Origin of the sequence: Nesterenkonia sp. AY15, from assembly GCF_022565855.1 — a bacterium.
In the GTDB taxonomy this organism is placed as follows: domain Bacteria; phylum Actinomycetota; class Actinomycetes; order Actinomycetales; family Micrococcaceae; genus Nesterenkonia.
On the sequence record NZ_JAJOYV010000001.1, the window covers coordinates 506,711 to 526,210 of the forward strand.

Consider the following 19,500-nt stretch of genomic DNA (forward strand, 5'->3'; position numbering starts at 1 on the left):
CAGCGCTTCGATCTCCAGCGCCCGCCACCCGATGAGGCCCACGCGCTCGGTCCAGGTGCTCAGCTTGCTGCCCCGAAAATCGGCGATCACGCAGAGGGCCCGCTCCTGGTCCCCAGCCATCCTCGCCGTCCAGGCCATCGCGGTCATGACGTTATAGAGGGGCAGTGCGCTGGAGGTGGTCACATGATGACTCAGCCAGTCAGCATGTTCGGCAGCGGCGGTCTCATCGGCATGGGCGACGGCGGCCATCGCCAGGACCGCATGGGAGCTTGCGAGACCACGCCAGTCGTGCGTGGTGCGAGCCATTGCGATCACCCGCTCCGCGCGCAGGATCGCGTCGGTCCAGCGTCCCAGCTGGAACTCCATCATGGCCTGTTCAGCCATTCCGCGCTGGGCCGCCGCAGGGACCACCCGGCGATGCCGGCCCTCCTCGGCGCGCTCCAGATCATCCAGTGCGGCAGTCGTATGGCCGGCGTAGAAGTGCGCGCGTGCGCGGAAGTAGAGCGCATCGGTGTGTTCGGCGGTATCGGCGGCTTCGATCAGGAAGGCATTCAGACGAGTGATGGACTCCTCAACTGCTCCGGAGTTCCACAGCGCGTAGACCTCGTGCATGACCAGCACTCGGCTCAGGGCCCTGTCGATGGGGGTGGCGGGCTCGACCTCAAGGCTTTGTGCCGCCGCGACGGCGGCCTGTGCGGCACGCGCATCGGCCGCGGCGATCTCCACAGAGCACAGCAGGATCAGCATGCGCCAATGAGTGAGATCGTCCAAGGACTTGTTCGACCATGGATTGCGCAGCTGGGTCAGCAGCAGGCGGCGGGCCTCGGCGAGCCGACCGGTGAAGAAAGCCAGTCCGGCGTGGAAGAACGCGGCCAGGGCGGGGTCTTCGAGCAGCCCGACCTCCGTGAAGAGGGAGGCCATGCCGCCCGGGTTCTCCGCGATGCCCACGGTGAGACAGGAGGAGACCATCCGCCGGTTCCGTTCGGGCCCACGGCTGACACCCATGGCCAGCGCCAGGTATTCCGCACTGGAGGAATAGTCTCCCGCTTCCAGCGCTCGGATCCCTTCGCTTTCGAGGGTGTCGCCGAGCTCGGGGTCCCCGTCTGGGGAGGCCGCGCTGAGATGTCTGGCCTGTGCGAGACCGCTCGTGCGCCGGGCGAGGAGATCATGCAGCTGCCGACGCCTGGCAGGTTCGATCAGCGCGACCGTCGCCTCGCGCCAGGCTTGATCGTGAAGACGCACTTCTCGACCATTGCCGGTCAGGATGGGATTGAGCGCATCGACCAGAGAATCGACGTCCAACGCGGCCGTCACCGTGCGGGTGGCCGCTTCGAGGGCGAGTGCGGCGACCTCCGCGGTCTGCCCGGTCGACGAGTCGCCGCCGTCGAGGGCGAGGACCTCGAGGAAGGTGCGCAGACATGGTGCCATCTGCTCGAGTTCGGGCTGCAGGAATGACTGTGGAATCGCTGAGCGGGCCATGGCGTCGGAGGTCAGTCCGGCGCCGGCGAGGCGCAGCGCGATGCCACGGTTTCCGGCCGCACGGGCGTGCACCACAGCGAGAGACTTTTCGGCGAGGCGATGGCCGTGCTGGCGCAGCAGCTTGTCGAGCTCGTGCTCTGTGATGCCACGCAGGGTGATCCGGGTCCCGGTCTGCGCGGCCATCTTCGCGAGCCGACGGGTGAGTGGATCGGTGGTGGGGGAGGCAGTAGCGATGATCAGCACCGGAGGACCAGCATTGAGCGTCAGCGCGCCATGATCGATCAGCTGCTCCAGGGAGGCCTGGATCCCGGGCTCGACAAGGTGCAGGTCATCGGCCACCAGGCAGTACGGGCCCGGTCCGTGCTGCTGCAGCGCCTCGCCCACTTCTGCGTCTGGTGTCAGGTCGGAGACGGCCATGACGGTCAGTCCGGCGGAGGCCGCCCAGGCCCGCGCCTCGCCCGCGAGCGTGGACTTCCCAGAACCGATGGTGCCCTCGAGGAAGCAGACGGCACTCCGCCCGGCAAGAGTGCTGTAGATCGCGCGCAGCACCTTCGCGCGCTCCGGGTCTCGACCCATCGCGACCCTGGCGGCTGTGGCGTTCACGCGCGGACCCCCTTAGGTTCAAGACGTCACCGTCAGTGGCATTGAACACATACTAGGCCCAGGTCAGAACAATGTCATGAGTGTTTCGCGATTTGACACTGTTCAGCGCGGCAGGCGCAGCAAGGGTGCAGGCGCAGCAAGGGTGCAGGCGCGGCAAGGGTGCCGGCGGAGTCGCCGGGCCGCTCAGCCCAGCTGCAGGATCTTCTCCTGCACCACCTTGGCGCGGACGTTGGAGAAGCTGGACTCTTCACCGGTCTCGGTGAAGCCCAGGGACTCCAGGATCTTCAGCGTGCCGAGGTTGTCCACCACCACGCGGGCGGTGACGGGGCGTTCGGGGAACTCGGTGAGGAACTTCTGCACGGCCTCGGTCGTGATGCCCTGGCCCCAGAAGCGCTTCTCGATCCAGAACGTGATCTCCCGGCTGTCCTCATCCTCGAACGCGGCGATCGAGCCGACAGGCTGGCCGTCCCGATCGATGGTGCGCACGATGATGTCATCGGAGTTCAGCAGCTCGCCCCAATGGTGGTCGAAGACGCTGCGGTCCTTGGGGTTGGTCGAGGCGAATGCGGCCATATGTGCGGCGTCGGCATCCTGCTGGAACACGAAGAACTGCTCCAGGTCCTCGGTCTCCACTGCACGCAGTGTGATCATCGGTGAGGCTCCTTCATCGGCTTGTGGCCGCATGGGTCTGCAACTGCTGTGCTCCCAGCGTACTGTGCACGCCCATCACGGGCGACCTCGGTGCGCCATAATGGTGGCTATGGCTTCCCCCAAGCGCCGCGTGGCGATCCTCGGTTCTACCGGTTCCATCGGAACCCAGGCGCTGCAGGTCATCGCCGCACACCCGGACCGATTCGAGGTCGTGGCTCTGGCCGCGGGGTCCAATGCCGCACTGCTGGCCGAGCAGGTCGCCGCAACCGGCGCCGAGCTGGTCGGGATCGCCGACTACGGCGCGGCCGGCGAGCTTCAGCGGGCGCTGTCAGCCGGCTCGCCGGGTTCGGCCCCGGCGGTCGGCACGGCCGGGCGCCGCCCCGAGATCCTCACCGGTGAGGAAGCGGCCGTGCAGATCGCCGGAGAGTCCGGCGCCGACGTCGTGCTCAACGGGATGACCGGCTCCATCGGTCTGCGCCCCACCCTCGCCGCGCTGCGCTCCGGCGCCACCCTGGCGCTGGCGAACAAGGAATCACTGGTGGTCGGCGGCGCGCTGGTCGCCGAGGCGCTGCAGCGCCCGGGACAGCTGGTCCCGGTGGACTCCGAGCACTCCGCGCTGGCGCAGGCGCTGAGCTCCGGTCGACATGAGCGTGGACTCTGCTCCGTCCCCGCACACGGGAACTCCCAGCTCAGCGGCGCCTCGGAGGTCTCCGGCCTGGTGGTCACCGCCTCCGGCGGGCCCTTCCGCGGCTGGGACGCCGCCGCGCTCGCCGAGGTCACCCCCGCCCAGGCGCTGAAACACCCGAACTACGCGATGGGCCGGGTGGTCACCACCAACTCCGCGACCATGGTGAACAAGGCGCTGGAGGTGATCGAGGCGCATCTGCTCTTCGACATCGAGCTGGCGGACATCCAGACCGTGGTGCATCCGCAGCAGTGGATCCACTCGATGGTCCAGTTCCGGGACGGCTCCACCATCGCCCAGGCGGGCCACCCACGGATGCTGATCCCGATCGCGCTGGGACTCTCCTGGCCCGAACGCCTCGAGCAGATCGATGTGCCCATCGACTGGACCCAGGCCATGCAGTGGGACTTCGAGCCGCTCGATGAGCAGGCCTTCCCCGCCGTCGCCCTGGCCAAGAGCGCCTGCGCCGCCTCACCCACCCACATGGCCGTCTACAACGCCGCCAACGAACAAGCCGTAGAGGCCTTCCACGCCGGCCGGCTCAGCTTCCCGGGCATCGTCGCCACGGTCGAAGCCGTGCTTGAGCGCTACCACCCCGCGAGCAGCCCCGCCGCACCTTCGCTCCAGGAGGTCCTGGGCGCGGAGCACTGGGCCCGGGCCGCCGCCGATGAGCGCATCGCCGCCGGATCAGTCCAGGTGCGCGCATGATCGCGCTGCTGATGATCGCCGGCATCGTGATCGTCGCCCTCGGGATCGCGCTGTCCATCGCGCTGCATGAGATCGGGCACCTGCTGCCTGCCAAGCTCTTCAAGGTCCGCGTCACCCAGTACATGGTCGGCTTCGGCCCCACCCTGTGGTCCCGCCGCCGCGGCGAGACCGAATACGGGGTCAAAGCGATCCCGCTGGGCGGCTACGTCGCGATGATCGGGATGTACCCGCCCCCGGATGAGACCGGGACGATGAACCACCCCGCCGAGGAGGACCACGAATCGGTCGAGGCCGCCCTGGGCGAGGATGCCGCCCCGCGGGACCCCTATCTGCGCGAGGTCGGCGCCCAGTACGGCGCCCCCGCCGCGTCGTCGTCGAGTGCAGGTGCTGACGGCGGCGGAGCCGGCAGCGGGCCCGGCACGACGACCAAGACCGTCCGCTCGCAGTCCACCGGGATCTTCCAGCAGCTCTCCGCCGACGCCCGCGAGGTCGCGGCCGAGGATCTGCAGCCCGGGGACGAGGACCGGATGTTCTACCGGCTGCCCACCTGGAAGCGGATCATCATCATGCTCGGCGGCCCGGCCATGAACGGGCTGATCGCGCTGTCGCTGACCGCCGGGATCATCTCCTTCCACGGCACCGCCGAACCGAACACCACGGTCCGCGAGGTCTTCGAATGCGTGGTCTCCGCCGATGCCGCCGACGCCGGGCAGAGCGAATGCACCGCCGACGACCCCGCCGGACCGGCCTATGAGGCGGGTCTGCGCCCGGGCGATCAGATCCTCGCCTTCAACGGTCAGTCGGTGGACACCTGGGACGAGCTCACCGAGCTGATCCGCGAGTCGGCCGACGAGTCCAGCGAGGTCACCTACGTCCGCGCCGGTGAGGAGACCACCACCACGCTGACCCCGATCCTCACCGAGCGACCGATCAGCGACGGGCTGGGCCGGGCCCAGCGTGACGACGACGGCGCGCTCATCACCGAACCGGTGGGCTTCATCGGAATGGGTGCTGACCAGGAGCTGGTCCAGCAGCCGTTCTGGGAGGCCGGGCCGGTGGTGTGGGAGCAGTCCAAGGCAGTCGGTGCCGTCGTCGCGAACCTGCCGGTGCGCCTCTACGACGTGGCCGTGTCCACCTTCACCTCCGCCGAGCGGGACCCCGACGGGCCGCTCTCGGTGGTGGGTGTGGGGCGGATCGCCGGGGAGCTCTCCGCTCAGGAGGAGATCCCGCTGGAGTCCCGCTTCGCCTCGCTGATCTCCCTGGTGGCAGGGGTCAACGTGGCGCTGATGGTGTTCAACCTGATCCCGCTGCTGCCGCTCGACGGCGGCCACGTCGCCGGGGCGCTGTATGAGAGCCTGCGCCGTCGACTCGCCAAGCTGCTGGGCCGCCCGGATCCGGGACCCTTCGACATCTCCAAGCTGCTGCCGCTGACCTATGTGGTCGTTGGAATGCTGCTGGTCATGGGCGTGTTGTTGATCTATGCGGACATCGTGAACCCGATCCGCCTCTTCGACTAGCCGCGTCCACACCGGGCGGTACCATGGGAGAGGCGGGTGGCCCTCGCCGATGCCCCAAGAATCTGACGTCTGACCGACGTCAACACTCAAGATCCATCAGGAGAGTCTGTGCCCGCGATCAATCTCGGAATGCCCTCCGCGCCGCCGCCAGTGCTGGCGCCGCGCCGGAAGACGCGCAACTTCCAGGTCGGGTCAGTAGGTGTGGGCAGTGATCACCGCGTCTCGGTGCAGTCGATGACGACCACCAAGACCCATGACATCAACGGCACTCTGCAGCAGATCGCCGAGCTCACCGCCTCTGGCTGCGACATCGTCCGGGTGGCATGCCCCACGGATAAGGACGCCGAGGCGCTGAAGATCATTGCGATGAAGTCGCAGATCCCGGTGATCGCCGACATCCACTTCCAGCCCAAGTACGTGTTCGCCGCCATCGAGGCCGGCTGCGGGGCCGTGCGAGTGAACCCCGGCAACATCCGACAGTTCGATGACAAGGTCGGCGAGATCGCCAGGGCCGCCAGCGACGCCGGCGTCTCCATCCGCATCGGCGTCAATGCCGGGTCCCTGGACAAGCGGGTCATGGACAAGTACGGCAAGGCCACGCCCGAGGCGCTGGTCGAATCCGCCGTGTGGGAGGCCTCGCTGTTCGAGGAGCACGGCTTCCACGACTTCAAGATCTCGGTCAAGCACAACGACCCGGTGATCATGGTCCAGGCCTACCAGATGCTCGCCGAGCGCGGGGACTGGCCCCTCCACCTGGGCGTCACCGAGGCCGGACCGGCCTTCCAGGGCACCATCAAGTCCTCCGTGGCCTTCGGCGCGCTGCTCTCCCAGGGCATCGGCGACACCATCCGCGTCTCGCTCTCCGCCCCGCCGGCCGAAGAGGTCAAGGTGGGCAACCAGCTGCTGGAATCGCTGAACCTGCGCCCGCGCAAGCTCGAGATCGTCTCCTGCCCCTCCTGCGGACGCGCCCAGGTCGACGTCTACACCCTGGCCGATGACGTCACCGCCGGCCTTGAGGGCATGACCGTGCCGCTGCGCGTGGCCGTCATGGGCTGCGTGGTCAACGGACCAGGCGAGGCCCGCGACGCGGACCTCGGCGTGGCCTCGGGCAACGGCAAGGGACAGATCTTCGTCAAGGGCGAAGTCATCAAGACCGTGCCCGAGGACCAGATCGTGGAGACCCTGATCGAAGAAGCCAACCGGCTGGCCGAGGAGATGGAACGCGAATCCGATGGAGATGCTCAGGCAGCGAGTGCCCCTGTGGTCTCCGTCAGCTGACGCCGCAGCCGCACGCGTGCACCGCGCCACCCGCGGAGAGGTCCGTGTGCTCGGACACGGGGACACCCCTGCGCTCGAGCAGCTGCTCGCCACCGATCCGGTGGCCAATGTCTCGGTCACCGCGACCGTGCGTGCCCGCCGCTCTGCCGCGCCCGGCAAGGGCCGCAACGGCGCCGTGGTGCTCGGCATCGACGGCGAGAACGGGCTGCTCGCCGCCTGCTGGACGGGCAGCAACATCATCCCCGTGGCGGCAACCGCCGCCCAGGGAGAACTCCTAGGGGTGGCCGTCGGTGCGATGCGCCGACGAGTGGCCTCGATCTACGGGGGCGCCGATGCAGCCCTGCACCTCTTCGAGGCCACCGGTTGGACCGGCGCACGCGACGTCCGGCCGGACCAGCCGCTGATGTCGATCACCGAGGTGTCTGAAGTGGAGCCGCTCGCGGGGGCACGGCTGTCCCAGTCGGGGGACTTCCCCCGGGTGGAGACGGCCAGTGCGGCGATGTTCACCGAAGAGCTGGGATTCTCCCCCTACGCCCAGGGCGCGAGCCAGTACCGGGAGCGCGTGCGCGGACTCATCAACGCAGGACACTCGATCATCGCGGTGGATCCCGAGACCTCCGAGATCGTCTTCAAGGCCGAGTTCGGCGCGGTCAGCCCCGAGGTGGTCCAGGTCCAGGGCGTCTGGGTGCGGCCCAGCCACCGCGGACGTGGCCTGGCCGGGCCGGGGATGGCCGCCGTGGTCGAGCACGGACTCAAGCTGGCGCCCACCGTGAGCCTGTATGTGAACAGCTACAACACTGCGGCGATTCGCGCCTACGAGCGTGTTGGATTCACCCAGGTGGGGACGTTCGCGACCATACTGTTCTAGATGACTTTCTTCCCCTCCACTCGCGCCGCGCAGCGCCGCCGCCGTCCCACCGTCGGCGCAGCGCTCGGGCTCCTCGGAGTGCTCCTGCTCACCGGCTGTGAGAGCTCCCCCGCGGAGCAGGCCGGGACGCCGGCGGCCGAGCCGGACACCAGCACCGGGGGAGTCCAGCAGCAGGTCCCTGAACCCTCCGGCAACCAGCTCTCCCACGAGGAGATGCGTGAGCAGCTGGAGTCCCGCTACCCGGATGCCGCGCTGAGCGACACCTCGGAGTACTGGGCGGGACTGCGCGACATCGAGACCGAGCTGCAGCGGCTGGTGGTCGACCCGCCCGAGTGCAAGCAGTTCGTGGTGCGTTCGGCGGTGCCGGTTCCTGCCGGCGCGCTGGTGGCCTACGCGGACGAGACGACCGAGTCTGCTGAGGACCGGAGCGATGAGCAGCCCGAGGAGCCCGAAGATGCCCAGGGCGACCCCGAAGCCGGTACGTTCGGTGACCGGGCGCGCTTCCAGCTCGCCAGCACCGAGGACGACGAGTCCGGAGATGACTCTGCAGATGAATCCGAGTCAGGAGAAGATGCCGACCCTGAGGGCGACGGCGCATCCGGTGATCCAGGGAACGGAGACTCCGACGACTCCGGTGACTCAGAGAACGGCGGCTCCGAGGACGAGGAAGAGCCCGAGCCCGAGCCCGAGCCCGAGCCCGTCACCGTGGACCTGCCCGGAGCGCGCCAGGCCGTGATCTATACCTTCCGCGATTGGCGCGCCGCGGATGCATACCTCGCCGCGGAAGAGGACGGACTGGACTCCTGCGACTCCTACACGGCCAGCCGCGGCGGAGAGGACTCCGCAGAGACCTCCACCTCGGTGGACACCGTCGACGTCTCCTCCACCGCCGATGCCGCACTGGGCACCACCCGGCGGATCAGCGCTGAGGGCGAGACCGAGCACAATGCCGCCATCACCCTGCGCGGCGGCTCGCACATCGTCACGGTGGCGGTCCCGCTGGAAGACGCGCTCTCCGAGGAGGAGGCCGAGGTCGCCGTCGAAGAGCTCCAGGCCGAAGCCGCCGACCTCCTCGAGAGCCTCGACTGACCTCCTGCTCGAAACAGGAATCGGTCAGCCGCAGGCGGTCGATGAAAGCCCCCGTCACAGGTGATTCAGCCCAGCGTTCATGCACAGTTGACAGCGCTGCGCGGGCCTGCTCAGAATTAAGTCATTCCCCACCACGCCGCATTGAAGCGCTCCGGCGATCGGGCGCCCGGCGTCAAGAGACAACCTCCACATGGAGGGCGCAGACATGGACACAGATCGAGACCTCGACCAGTCCTTGCAGGAACTCAGATCCTCGTTGTCGGGCGTGGTGATCGAACCGGACCATCCGCTGTACGAAGACGCGCGCCGGGTATGGAACGGCATGGTGGACGTTCATCCCCGCGCCGTGGTCCGAGCCGGCAGCATCGCCGATGTCGACCCCGTGCTCGACCTCGCACAACGCACTGGAACGCCGCTCGCGGTCCGCGGCGGAGGACATAATGTGGCCGGGCACGGCACCGTCGAGGCAGGGCTGGTCCTGGACCTCAGCCAGCTCCGCGGCGTCGACGTGAATGCTGAGACTCAGATCGTGACGGTCGAGCCCGGCGCGACCCTCGCCGATGTGGACGCGGCCACGGTCCCGCACGGCCTCGCGGTCCCGCTCGGGGTGATCAGCGCCACCGGGGTCGCTGGACTGACCCTGGGCGGCGGGGTCGGCTGGCTGACCCGGGCCTGCGGCCTGACGCTGGACAACCTGATCTCCGCGGAGGTGATCACCAGCAACCTGGAGCACGTGCATGCAGATGCGCAGAACAGCCCAGACCTGTTCTGGGCGCTCCGCGGAGGGGGCGGGAACTTCGGACTGGTGACCTCCTTCGTCTACCGGGCACAGCGACTGCCGGAACAGGTCCTGGGTGGAAACCTGGTCTACGGCCGGCCCCACTGGCGGCAGGCGCTGCAGGCGTTCGCCCGGTGGACCGAGGACCTGCCCGACGAGATGACCAGCATCCTCTCGATCATTCGGCTGCCCTCGGAGTACGGGGTCGGCGAGGAGCCGGTGCTGGTCATCGGGGTCGCCTGGGTCGGAGCAGACCTGGATGAGGGTTCGCGACTGGTGGACCGGCTGCGCGAGCATGCCCCGCCCGACGCCGAGGAGATCGAGCCGGTCCAATGGCTTGCATGGCAGTCCGCAATGGACGGGCTCTTCCCCAAGGGCGCGCGCGGCTATTGGAAGAACGCCTCCTTCTCGCGTCTCGATGACGAGGTCATCGACGCGCTGCTGGAGATCGCCGGGGAGCTCACCTGGATCGGTACGGGCTTCGACATCCATCATATGGACGGCGCCTTCGGCCGGGTGGCCGAGGATGCCACCGCTTTTCCCAACCGCTCGGCCCGCTATTGGCTCAACATCTACGGATTCTGGCAGGACCCGTCCGAGGACTCTCGCCTGACGGCGTTTGCTCGGCGGGCGCACGCCGCCGTGGAACCCCACGCCGACGACGGCCAGTATGTGAACTTCCTCGGCGCTGAGCATGAGACCGATCCGACGGGGGCCGTTCAGGAGGTCTACGGCGGGCACAAGACCCGACGGCTGATCGAGATCAAGACTCGCTACGATCCGACCAACCTGTTCCGGCTGAACCACAACATCAGGCCGGCGTCGGTCTAGCCGACGTCGATCGAGACGGTGCGGACCTGGCCGGCGCCGACGGAGGGCGCGCCGTCGAGGATCAGCCGAAGAGGTCCATGGCCACGTCGTAGCCCAGCTTGATCACCAGCGCGAAGACCACCACCAGGAACACCGCCCGGATGAACTTGGATCCCTTGGCGATCGCCATCCGCGCGCCGAGGTAGCCCCCGGCCATGTTCGCGGCACCCAGCACCAGCCCGAGACCGATGAACACGTGTCCGGCGGGGAAGAAATACAGCAGCGCGCCGAGGTTCGTGGCCACGTTGACCACCTTCGCCTGCGCCGAGGAGTTCAGGAAGTTGTAGCCCAGCACGGTGACCAGGGCGATGACCAGGAAGGTGCCGGTGCCTGGGCCGAGCACACCGTCGTAGAAGCCGACGATCAGCCCGATCGTCACCGCGCGCGCCAGGTGGCCCATCCCCGCGTGCCGCAGCCTCTCCAGCTGCCCGACGTGGGGTTTCACTGCGGTGAACACGCCCACGCCGATCAGCGCGAGCAGGATCAGCGGCAGGATGATCCGCTCCGGGAGCGAGGCGGCGACCGCCGCGCCGCCGTAGCTGGCCAGCAGCGCCGCCGCGGCCATCGGCAGCGCCGTGGTCATCGAGGGCCTGACCCGTCGCGCGTAGGTGATCGCCGACGTCGTCGTCCCGAAGATCGACCCGAGCTTGTTGGTGGCCAGCGCCTGGACCGGGGTGATCCCCGGGACCATCAGCAGCGCCGGCAGCTGCAGCAGCCCGCCCCCGCCGACGACGGCGTCCACCCACCCGGCCGCGAAGCCGGCCATGACCAGCAGCAGCAGGGTCACCCAGGTGATCTCGAGGCCGCCACCGATCACGAGATCAGTGGCGGCCTCGAGGGTCTCGGTCAGCGCAGACCCTTGACGTGTTCGAGCACCGCCGCCGCGGCTTCGGCCACCGGGACCTCGTGGGATTCACCGGAGCGGCGGTCCTTGAGCTCGATGGTGCCGTTCTTCAGGCCGCGGCCCACGGTGACCAGCATCGGGACCCCGAGCAGCTCGGCGTCGCCGAACTTCACGCCGGGGGAGACCTTGGGCCGATCATCGTAGATCGCGGTCAGGCCGGCGGCTTCGAGCTCGCTGATCAGCGCCTCGGCGGCCGCGTAGACCTCCTCGCCCTTGCCGGTGGCGACCAGATGCACATCGGCCGGAGCGATCGCGGCGGGCCAGATCAGGCCCTTGTCGTCGTGGGTGGCCTCGGCGATGGCGGCCAGCGCGCGGGTCACGCCGAAGCCGTAGGAGCCCATGGTCACGGTGGCGAGCTTTCCATTGACGTCGAGGACCTGCAGGCCGAGCGCCTCGGCGTAGCGGGTGCCGAGGTGGAAGATGTGGCCCATCTCGATGCCGCGGCGGGTGCGCAGCGGACCGGAGCCGTCCGGGGCCGGGTCACCGGATTCCACGACCACAGACTCGATGATGCCGTCCCAGCCGAAGTCGCGCCCGGCGACCAGGCCGAACACGTGCTGGTCAGATGCGTTGGCACCGGTGATCCAGCTGGTGCCCGACACCACGCGGGGATCCACCAGGTAGCTGATGCCGGTGCTGGACTCCTCGCCCAGGACCGGGGCGTCCAGGGAGAGTCCGGGGCCGATGTAGCCGCGGACGAGTCCGGGGTGCTTCTTCAGGTCCGCCTCGTTCGCGGCCTCCAGTGCGACCTCGCCGCCGACGCCGAGGAGGCCGCCGATGGTGGCTTCGGCGCGCTTGAGGTCCACATCGCGGCTGCCCGGCACGCCGAGCACCACGATCCGGCGGGTGCCGTCAGGCAGCACGGCCGCGACGACGACGTTCTTCAGCGTGTCCGCCGCAGTCCATTCGCGGTCGGCCCGGGGCTGGTGGGTGTTCGCGGCGTCGACCAGGGTGGCGATGGTGTCGGTGCCGGGGGTGTGGTGGACCTGGGCCTCCGGCAGTCCGGAGAAGTCCAGCGGCTCGGGAGCCGGAGTGGTCACCGCCTCGACGTTGGCGCGGAAGCCGCCCTCGGACTCCACGAAGGTGTCTTCGCCGACGTCACAGGGGAAGAGGAACTCCTCGGACGCCGAGCCGCCCATCGCGCCGGACTGTGCGTTGACCGGGACCACGGGCAGGCCGAGCCGGTCGAAGATCCGCAGGTAGGCCTCGCGGTGGGCCGCATAGGCCGCGCTCTGGTCCGCTTCGGTCAGCGCGAAGGAATAGGAGTCCTTCATGATGAACTCGCGGCCGCGGAGCAGGCCTGCCCGGGGGCGGGCTTCATCGCGGTACTTCGTCTGGATCTGATAGATCGAGAGCGGCAGGTCCTTATAGGAGCTGTAGAGGTCCTTCACCAGCAGGGTGAAGACCTCCTCGTGGGTGGGTGCCAGCAGGTAGTCCGCGTCCTTGCGGTCCTTGAGCCGGAAGATCCCGTCGCCGTAGTCGTCCCAGCGGCCGGTCGCCTCATAGGGCTCCTTGGGCAGCAGTGCCGGGAAGTGCACCTCCTGGGCGCCGATCCGGTTCATCTCCTCGCGGACGATCGCCTCGATTTTCCGCAGCACGGTCAGCCCCAGCGGCAGCCAGCTGTAGACGCCCGGGGCGGCGCGGCGGATGTAGCCGGCGCGGACCAGCAGCTGGTGGCTGGCGACCTCGGCGTCGGCCGGGTTGTCGCGCAGCGTGCGGAGGAACAGGTGAGACAGGCGGAGCGGCACAGGTGAACTCGTTTCCGGTGAGGGATCTTCTACCGGCCCAAGTCTAAGGGGCGCTCGCAGATGAGCTCCCACGCGTCGTCGACCAGCCCTCCCGCGCCGTCGCGCGACGTGGATATACTCCCAGCGTGGCCGCCTCGAGGCCAGCGCATCCGACAGTGCCATGGGCCCGTTATCGCATTCCGGCGAGTCGGCCGGACCTGTTGCCGCGTCCCCGCGTGACCGCGGCCATTGAGCGCGCGGTCACAGGACACCGGATGACCGTCATCAGCGCCCCCAGCGGTCACGGCAAGACTCGGGCCGCCGCCGAATGGGCGAGGCATCAGCCGCGTCCGGTCGCCTGGCTCTGCCTGGGTCCGGCCGACGATGAACCGGCGGCGCTCACGTCGGGTGTCATCACTGCCCTGCGCGGACTGTTCCACGCCGACGACGATCTGCGTGAGGCGCTGGGTGAGCTGGATCCGGCCTCCGACGCGAACACGCTCTACGACCAGGTCTGCCGGACCTTCGAGCAGCCTGCGTCTGTCTCCGTGCTGGTGATCGACGATGCCCAGCGAGCCGCAGGTCAGTTGAGGGCCGGCTTGCTGGGCATGCTCGTCGACGACGCCCCCGAACACCTGCGGTTGGTGTTCCTGGGAACCACCCCGATCGAGGCCTGGCTGGCGAAGCAGATCCTGGAGGGCTCGGCCGTCCATCTCTCCGCAGCGGATCTGGCCTTCGACCGGTCAGAGACCGAGGGCCTGCTGAAGCGATTCGGAAACAGCCTGGACTCGCGCGAGGTGCTCGAGAGCACGCAGGGATGGCCTATCGCCGTGCAGACGGCCGCGCTGGCCAGCCAGCGGCCTCCCGGAGCGGGAGACAGCCTCGAGGACCTGTTGAGGAGCTACGTGCAGACCCAGATCCTTGACGGGCTGGGTGAATCGCTGGCGGTGTTCATCCTCACCACGACTGCCTGCACGGAGCTGACGGCCGAGCTCGCCACCGCACTGTCCGGTCGAGACGACGCTGCCGCGGTGCTGGATGAGCTGGTCGACCGCGGCATCTTCCTGAGTCGGCATTGCGAATCGGGCGAGACCCCGACCTACCGGTGGCATCCGATCTTCGCGCGGCAGTGCACCCAGATCCTGCGCCGTCAGGACCCGACGGCGCTGAACCTGCTCCACCTCAGGGCAGGGGAGCAGCTGTCGTCCACCAACCCCCTGAGCGCACTGCGCCACTTCCAGGCGGCTCAGGATCATGATCGTGCCCATCAGGTGCTGGTCGCGAACTGGCTGGAGCTGATCATCGGGGACCACGCCCGACAGGTCGCCACCTTCTGCGCGGGCCTTCCGCAGCGCTTATCCGGCGCGGCCACGACACAGCTCATCCTCGCCTGCGCCGAAGATGTCATGGGCGAGCATCAGGTGGCCCGCACCCGATTCCGCAAGGTGTTGGACTCGCTGCCCGATGACGCGACGGACGAGGGTGTGGAGTCCGTGCTCCGGGTCGCGCGACTGTTTCTCACCGACGACCCCAGAGCGGCGCTGACGGCCGCGCGGGACGTCCATGCGCGGCTCTCTGTCTCGGGGGAGTTCGAGGGACGGGAGCGGGTCGGGGTGCTGTTCCTGCTGGCCTGGACCGAGCTGCGGCTCCGCCTGCACCCTGAGTCTGCCCCCGAGATCATGTCTGCCGCCGCCCGCGAGTGGGGAGCGATGGGGGAGGCCCAGCTTGAGCGGAGCGCACTGGGCAGTCTCGCCATGGTCGATCTGTGGGATGGCAGGAACGCCCGCGCCCGTCGCATCCTGAGCGAGGTCGATGCTCCGCTTCAGGCATCGACCTCGATATGGACACACTACGAGGGCAGTGCGCTCGGCACCGCGATGGGACTGCTGGCGTACTGGTCTGCAGACTTCGAGAGCGCCACCGAATGGTTCGGTCGCGTCATCGAGGCGGGGGACGCCCCTGTTCCTCTCGGCGGCGCGGTGCGGACGTTCCTGGCCTTCAGCGCTGCGGGTGCCCGGGATCCGGCCCTGTGTCGAAGGGCTGCCCTCGAGCTGGAGGCTGTGTCACGGGAGGAGGCCCAGGGGGTGCAGTGGCCGATCTTCCGGGATGCGGCGCAGGCCGTGCTGGAGGAGGTCGCGGGGCACCGGCCGAGGGCCCTGGCGCTGGTGGAGCGACACCCTGATGCGGCAGACCTTCCGATGATCGGGGTCGTGCTGGCCGGCATTCTGCGGCGAGCCGGGGATCCCGCTCGCGCATTCCGCCTGCTGTCCCGGCATCGAGCATTCATGGGAATCTCCTATGTGGCGATCTCCGCACGAATCTCAGCTGCCCTGGTCCACCGGATGCGCGGGGAACCGGACGTCGCCCACGAATACTGTGAGTACGCCCTGGACATCGCGGAGCGCGAAGACATCCGCCAGCCCTTCTGCGACGGTGACCTGAATCTTCGCCTGCTGCTCACGGACCATCTGACCCGACGCACATCCCATGAGGCCTTCATCGCCAGCGCCCTGACGGCTGAACAGAGCCGCCGCGGGGTCCTCGCGGCCCTCTCCGGCCGGGAGGTCGAGGTGTACCGCCTGCTCCAGACCTCCAAGACGATCCAGGAGATCGCGGACGCGCTGATGGTCTCGGTGAACACGGTCAAGACCCACCAGCGAGCGATCCACCGGAAGCTGGGGGTCCGGACCCGCCGCGAGGCTCAGCAGCTCGCGCCCTGAACCTGGAGCCTCAGGCGAGGGCCCTGGCCTTGAGCGACCTGAACTCCTCCTCGGTGATGGTGCCCGAATCGCGCATCAGGGCCGCCTTCTCGATCTCGACGCTGGGACTGGTCACGCCCACCTCCCGCAGCCGCGCGAGCATCGCCTCATGGCTTCTCTGGTCAGCTGCGGCGCCGCGCTCAGCCATCCCGCCGCCACGAGCGATGAGATAGATCAATGCGGTGAGGAAGGGCAGGAACATCAAGAAGAACACCCAGACCGCTTTGGAGAACCCGCCGAGCTTCCTGTCCCGAAAGATGTCTCCGATGATGCTGAACATGACCATCAGATAGGCCACAAACACGAAGGCCCATATGAACCACCAGATGATGGACCAGAACGATTCCCAGAATTCCATGACATTGCCCTTCTGTGCACGCTGCCGCCGTCGAGGAGTTGACACCTTGAGCGTCACACAGACCCCGCGGCGGGTGGACTGAAAATCACCCGTTCCGGGTGAGCAGAACGCCGCCGCGCGGTCGGCTCTGCGAGCATCGGATCAGACACCCCCTGTGCTGCAGGGCTCTGCCGGATCGCGGAGATCACCGGAGAGGGAAAAGACCATGCCTGACTTTCGATACGGCCCCGTGGAGATCTATCTGCTCGCCTTCGAGGGACAAGAGCCGGCCCCCGGTGCCCTGACCGCTCTGGCCGATGTGCTCTCCACCGGCGCGGTGAGACTCCTTGACCTGGTCGCGGTGAGCAAGGACGAGGCCGGACGAGCGGCCATGCTCGACCTGGCGGGACGCGACCGGCTGGGACTGAGCGTGGGGCCGGACCCGGTGACCGAGGGGCTGATCGGCGAGGAGGACCTCATCGAGCTCGCCGCGCCGCTGGCCTGCGGGTCTTCGGCGGTGGTGCTGGCCCTGGAGCTCAGGTTCGAGCTGATGCTCGCAGACCGGCTGGCCCAGGGGGAGGCGGAGGTCCTGCACACCACGCGAGTACCGGCCCCGGTCGTCAACGCACTCATCGACCTGTATGACCCCGTGGAGGGAGGACCGCCGTGACGATCGAACGTGTCGGACGCCCGGGGCTGATCGGACTGGCTGCCCGAACGTCTGTGCTGCTCGGCGCCACCCAGGCCTTGACCGGGGAGGGGGACGTCTATCAGCAGCGTCGGGCACGGGACCGCGACGACCAGGAGCACTACGCCGCCGCCCATCAGCAGGCGCGCATCGAGGCAGCCGCGTTGGCGGCGATCGCCCATGCCGCTCCTCCGGCCCCGCTCGCACCTGTGCCGCTGGCAGTTCCCAGCGGCACGAGCTTCATGGATGACCTGCAGCGGCTGGCCGAGCTGAGACGATCGGGTCTGCTCAGCGAGGAGGAGTTCGCGGCCGCGAAGGGCAAGCTCCTCCGCTGAGCCGCCGCTGAACCGCCGCTGCGCCGCCGCCGAGCGATCACCCCCGACGTTCCCGGAGACTCGGTCCGCCAGCGGGCCGGGGCTGAGCGGGGCGCACCCACAGGGCCCGGTAGGCGGTGCGGCGAGTCTCAGGCACAATAGAGACGCACCGCAGACCACCACCGATAGGACCGTCATGGCCACCGCCCCCCGCCCCACCGGTGAGCAGCGCTTCCAGGATGCCCGCGCCGCGAAGATCGCCGAGCTGATCACCCCCACGATCACCGCGCAGGGGCTGTACCTCGAGGAGATCGAGCTCGCCGCAAACGGGCCCACCACCACGCTGAAGGTCTCGGTGGATCTGCTCACCGGCACCGACCAGGTGGATCTGGACACCATCGCCGAACTGTCCCAGGCCATCTCCGCCCGCTTCGACGAGGACGACGTCCTGCCCGAACTCGACAGCTATGACCTCGAGGTCTCCACCCCCGGCGCGACCCGCCCGCTGACCACACCGCGGCACTTCGAGCGCAACCTGGGCCGGATGCTGGAGATCACCCAGGCCGGGCACAGCCCGATCCTGGCCCGGCTGCAGGCGGTCAGCGACGGCTCCATCACCGTGGTCGAGCAGAAGCCGACCCCCAAGAAGGGGATGCCGGTGAAGTACGGAGATCCCGCGGAGATCAGTCTCGCGGCGATCACCCACGCACGAGTGCAGGTAGAGTTTTCCCACACGCAGTAGATACTGGCTTAACCGGAGGCACAAGTGGATATCGATATGAGCGCACTGCGCATGCTTGTCAAAGAGCGAGAGATCCCGCTGCAGCGGCTGATCCCCGCCATCGAACAGGCGCTGGTGCTGGCTTACCACAAATCGCCCGGAGCGCTGCAGCACGCCCGGGCTGAGATCGATCAGTCCACTGGCCACGTCACGGTGTGGGCCAAGGAGCAGGACGAGAACGGCACCTTCATCGGGGAGTTCGACGACACCCCCCGGGACTTCGGACGGGTCGCCGCCTCCACCGCCCGCCAGGTCATCATGCAGCGGATCCGCGACGCCGAGGACGATCAGGTCCTGGGCCAGTTCAAGGGCCGCGAGGGCGAGCTGATCTCCGGCACCATCCAGCAGGGCCGCAACCCCAACATGGTCCAGGTGGACCTGGGCAGCGTCGAGGCGCTGCTGCCCCCGCAGGAGCATGTCCCCGGCGAGGAATACGTCCACGGTCATCGGATCCGCGCCTTCGTCGTCGACGTCCACCGCGGCATGCGCGGACCTTCCATCACGCTCTCGCGCTCACACCCGGGCCTGGTGAAGAAGCTCTTCGAGCATGAGGTCCCCGAGATCGCCGACGGCTCCGTGGAGATCACGGCCATCGCGCGTGAGGCCGGGCACCGCACCAAGATCGCGGTGCGCGCCCACCAGTCGGGGATCAACGCCAAGGGTGCCTGCATCGGCTCCATGGGCTCCCGCGTCCGGGCGGTCATGAACGAGCTCAACGACGAGAAGATCGACATCATCGATCACTCCGACGACGCCGCCGAGTTCATCGCCCATGCACTCTCACCCTCGAAGGTGAAATCGGTCACCATCCTGGACGAGGCCACCCGCAGCGCCCGCGTGGTCGTCCCGGACTATCAGCTCTCCCTGGCCATCGGCAAGGAGGGTCAGAACGCCCGCCTCGCCGCGAAGCTCACCGGGTGGCGGATCGACATCGTCTCCGACGCCACGCTCGCCGCACCCTGACCGGCCGCCCACTCCCACGTTTCTGCTCGACGCCGCCGGAAGGGGTAGACTGTCATGGTTCCAGTGCGTACCTGTATCGGCTGTCGCCGTGAGGTCGCTCAGGACAAGGCAATAAGGCTCGCACTCAGCGCAGCCCGGAACGCCGATCCTGCACCGCCGCTGGTGGTGTGGGACACCGATCGGGCCCTGCCCGGACGAGGCGCCTGGCTGCACCCGCAGCGTGAGTGCTTCGAGACCGCCGTCAAGCGCAAGGCCTTCAACCGGGCCTTCCGCCGGACCGTGGACCCGAGGACGCTCGACCTGCACGACATTATTGGCACCAACGGTTGACGCCGCCTGGGGCTGCAGCAATGCAGCGGACAGTCGGAGGAGACCAGAAAGCGGGTTCAGAGAGATGGATCCCCGATGAAGACCGACGCATGAGTTCGCAGCGATGACCCATCACAGCAACTCCGTCACGGTTTCAGAACAGTTCAAACGGCCTTCGCCGATGAACCGCTG

The 19,500-nt window shown here is 68.4% G+C and carries 16 protein-coding genes; 12 read left to right on the plus strand and 4 right to left on the minus strand.

All coding sequences use genetic code 11. The features are described from left to right. Positions 1–2,265: 2,265 nt before the first annotated feature. Complete coding sequence (locus tag LSI54_RS02265) at positions 2,266–2,733, minus strand: GNAT family N-acetyltransferase (RefSeq protein WP_241464070.1); 468 nt, start codon at positions 2,731–2,733, stop codon at positions 2,266–2,268. A gap of 100 nt (positions 2,734–2,833) precedes the next feature. Here LSI54_RS02265 and dxr point away from each other — a divergent pair, with 100 nt between their 5' ends. The 6 genes from dxr to LSI54_RS02295 all read left to right on the plus strand — a co-directional run bounded on the left by dxr (position 2,834) and on the right by LSI54_RS02295 (position 10,487). Beyond that, positions 2,834–4,126, plus strand: a complete 1,293-nt coding sequence (gene dxr / locus LSI54_RS02270; protein ID WP_446740408.1) for a 1-deoxy-D-xylulose-5-phosphate reductoisomerase — start codon at positions 2,834–2,836, stop codon at positions 4,124–4,126. After that, a complete protein-coding gene (locus LSI54_RS02275; protein ID WP_241477649.1) occupies positions 4,123–5,643 on the plus strand; it encodes a M50 family metallopeptidase in 1,521 nt (506 codons plus the stop codon). Before dxr ends, LSI54_RS02275 begins: the two co-directional genes overlap by 4 nt. Before the next feature lie 129 nt (positions 5,644–5,772). Further along, positions 5,773–6,921, plus strand: a complete 1,149-nt coding sequence (ispG, locus tag LSI54_RS02280) for a flavodoxin-dependent (E)-4-hydroxy-3-methylbut-2-enyl-diphosphate synthase (protein ID WP_255727281.1) — start codon at positions 5,773–5,775, stop codon at positions 6,919–6,921. Next, positions 6,896–7,789 carry a GNAT family N-acetyltransferase gene (locus LSI54_RS02285; protein WP_241470087.1) on the plus strand — a complete coding sequence of 298 codons (894 nt, stop codon included), beginning with the start codon at positions 6,896–6,898 and terminating at the stop codon, positions 7,787–7,789. The genes ispG and LSI54_RS02285 overlap by 26 nt, the downstream gene beginning before the upstream one ends. Continuing rightward, the gene (locus tag LSI54_RS02290) at positions 7,790–8,878 is read left to right on the plus strand and encodes a hypothetical protein (protein WP_241477650.1); all 1,089 of its coding nucleotides are present in this window, start codon (positions 7,790–7,792) and stop codon (positions 8,876–8,878) included. Between the two features lie 205 nt (positions 8,879–9,083). Beyond that, entirely contained in the window at positions 9,084–10,487 is a 1,404-nt protein-coding gene (locus LSI54_RS02295) for an FAD-binding oxidoreductase (RefSeq protein WP_241477651.1), read from the plus strand. Between the two features lie 61 nt (positions 10,488–10,548). Here LSI54_RS02295 and LSI54_RS02300 read toward each other — a convergent pair whose 3' ends face one another. Both LSI54_RS02300 and LSI54_RS02305 read right to left on the minus strand, forming a co-directional pair. Beyond that, entirely contained in the window at positions 10,549–11,343 is a 795-nt protein-coding gene (locus tag LSI54_RS02300; RefSeq protein WP_446740409.1) for a TSUP family transporter, read from the minus strand. Between the two features lie 29 nt (positions 11,344–11,372). Beyond that, positions 11,373–13,178, minus strand: a complete 1,806-nt coding sequence (locus tag LSI54_RS02305; RefSeq protein WP_241477652.1) for a proline--tRNA ligase — start codon at positions 13,176–13,178, stop codon at positions 11,373–11,375. A 254-nt stretch (positions 13,179–13,432) separates the two neighbouring features. Between LSI54_RS02305 and LSI54_RS02310 the strand changes: the two genes are divergently transcribed. Further along, the gene (locus LSI54_RS02310) at positions 13,433–15,877 is read left to right on the plus strand and encodes a helix-turn-helix transcriptional regulator (RefSeq protein ID WP_241477653.1); all 2,445 of its coding nucleotides are present in this window, start codon (positions 13,433–13,435) and stop codon (positions 15,875–15,877) included. Positions 15,878–15,887: 10 nt separating this feature from the next. Here the strand turns inward: LSI54_RS02310 and LSI54_RS02315 are convergent, their stop codons facing one another. Continuing rightward, positions 15,888–16,274: an SHOCT domain-containing protein gene (locus LSI54_RS02315; protein ID WP_241477654.1), complete on the minus strand. Its 387-nt coding sequence runs from the start codon at positions 16,272–16,274 to the stop codon at positions 15,888–15,890. Between the two features lie 205 nt (positions 16,275–16,479). Between LSI54_RS02315 and LSI54_RS02320 the strand changes: the two genes are divergently transcribed. The 5 genes from LSI54_RS02320 to LSI54_RS02340 all read left to right on the plus strand — a co-directional run bounded on the left by LSI54_RS02320 (position 16,480) and on the right by LSI54_RS02340 (position 19,329). Then, the gene (locus LSI54_RS02320) at positions 16,480–16,923 is read left to right on the plus strand and encodes a DUF6325 family protein (RefSeq protein WP_241477655.1); all 444 of its coding nucleotides are present in this window, start codon (positions 16,480–16,482) and stop codon (positions 16,921–16,923) included. Further along, entirely contained in the window at positions 16,920–17,276 is a 357-nt protein-coding gene (locus LSI54_RS02325) for an SHOCT domain-containing protein (protein WP_241464088.1), read from the plus strand. Before LSI54_RS02320 ends, LSI54_RS02325 begins: the two co-directional genes overlap by 4 nt. 175 nt (positions 17,277–17,451) lie before the next feature. After that, positions 17,452–17,997 (plus strand): ribosome maturation factor RimP, encoded by a 546-nt coding sequence (locus tag LSI54_RS02330; protein WP_241475476.1) that lies wholly within the window; start codon positions 17,452–17,454, stop codon positions 17,995–17,997. A gap of 24 nt (positions 17,998–18,021) precedes the next feature. Then, positions 18,022–18,999 carry a transcription termination factor NusA gene (nusA, locus tag LSI54_RS02335; RefSeq protein ID WP_241464092.1) on the plus strand — a complete coding sequence of 326 codons (978 nt, stop codon included), beginning with the start codon at positions 18,022–18,024 and terminating at the stop codon, positions 18,997–18,999. A 54-nt stretch (positions 19,000–19,053) separates the two neighbouring features. Beyond that, entirely contained in the window at positions 19,054–19,329 is a 276-nt protein-coding gene (locus tag LSI54_RS02340) for a YlxR family protein (protein ID WP_241477656.1), read from the plus strand. Positions 19,330–19,500 lie beyond the last annotated feature (171 nt).

Excerpts from the sequence above, each read along its gene's own strand:
- LSI54_RS02295 (WP_241477651.1), top strand. The coding sequence starts at position 9,084 with ATGGACACAGATCGAGACCTCGACCAGTCCTTGCAGGAACTCAGATCC.
- LSI54_RS02340 (WP_241477656.1), top strand. The coding sequence starts at position 19,054 with ATGGTTCCAGTGCGTACCTGTATCGGCTGTCGCCGTGAGGTCGCTCAG.
- dxr (WP_446740408.1), top strand. The coding sequence starts at position 2,834 with ATGGTGGCTATGGCTTCCCCCAAGCGCCGCGTGGCGATCCTCGGTTCT.
- LSI54_RS02265 (WP_241464070.1), bottom strand. The coding sequence starts at position 2,733 with ATGATCACACTGCGTGCAGTGGAGACCGAGGACCTGGAGCAGTTCTTC.
- LSI54_RS02330 (WP_241475476.1), top strand. The coding sequence starts at position 17,452 with ATGGCCACCGCCCCCCGCCCCACCGGTGAGCAGCGCTTCCAGGATGCC.
- LSI54_RS02310 (WP_241477653.1), top strand. The coding sequence starts at position 13,433 with ATGACCGTCATCAGCGCCCCCAGCGGTCACGGCAAGACTCGGGCCGCC.
- LSI54_RS02320 (WP_241477655.1), top strand. The coding sequence starts at position 16,480 with ATGCCTGACTTTCGATACGGCCCCGTGGAGATCTATCTGCTCGCCTTC.
- LSI54_RS02275 (WP_241477649.1), top strand. The coding sequence starts at position 4,123 with ATGATCGCGCTGCTGATGATCGCCGGCATCGTGATCGTCGCCCTCGGG.
- LSI54_RS02290 (WP_241477650.1), top strand. The coding sequence starts at position 7,790 with ATGACTTTCTTCCCCTCCACTCGCGCCGCGCAGCGCCGCCGCCGTCCC.
- ispG (WP_255727281.1), top strand. The coding sequence starts at position 5,773 with ATGCCCTCCGCGCCGCCGCCAGTGCTGGCGCCGCGCCGGAAGACGCGC.
- LSI54_RS02315 (WP_241477654.1), bottom strand. The coding sequence starts at position 16,274 with ATGGAATTCTGGGAATCGTTCTGGTCCATCATCTGGTGGTTCATATGG.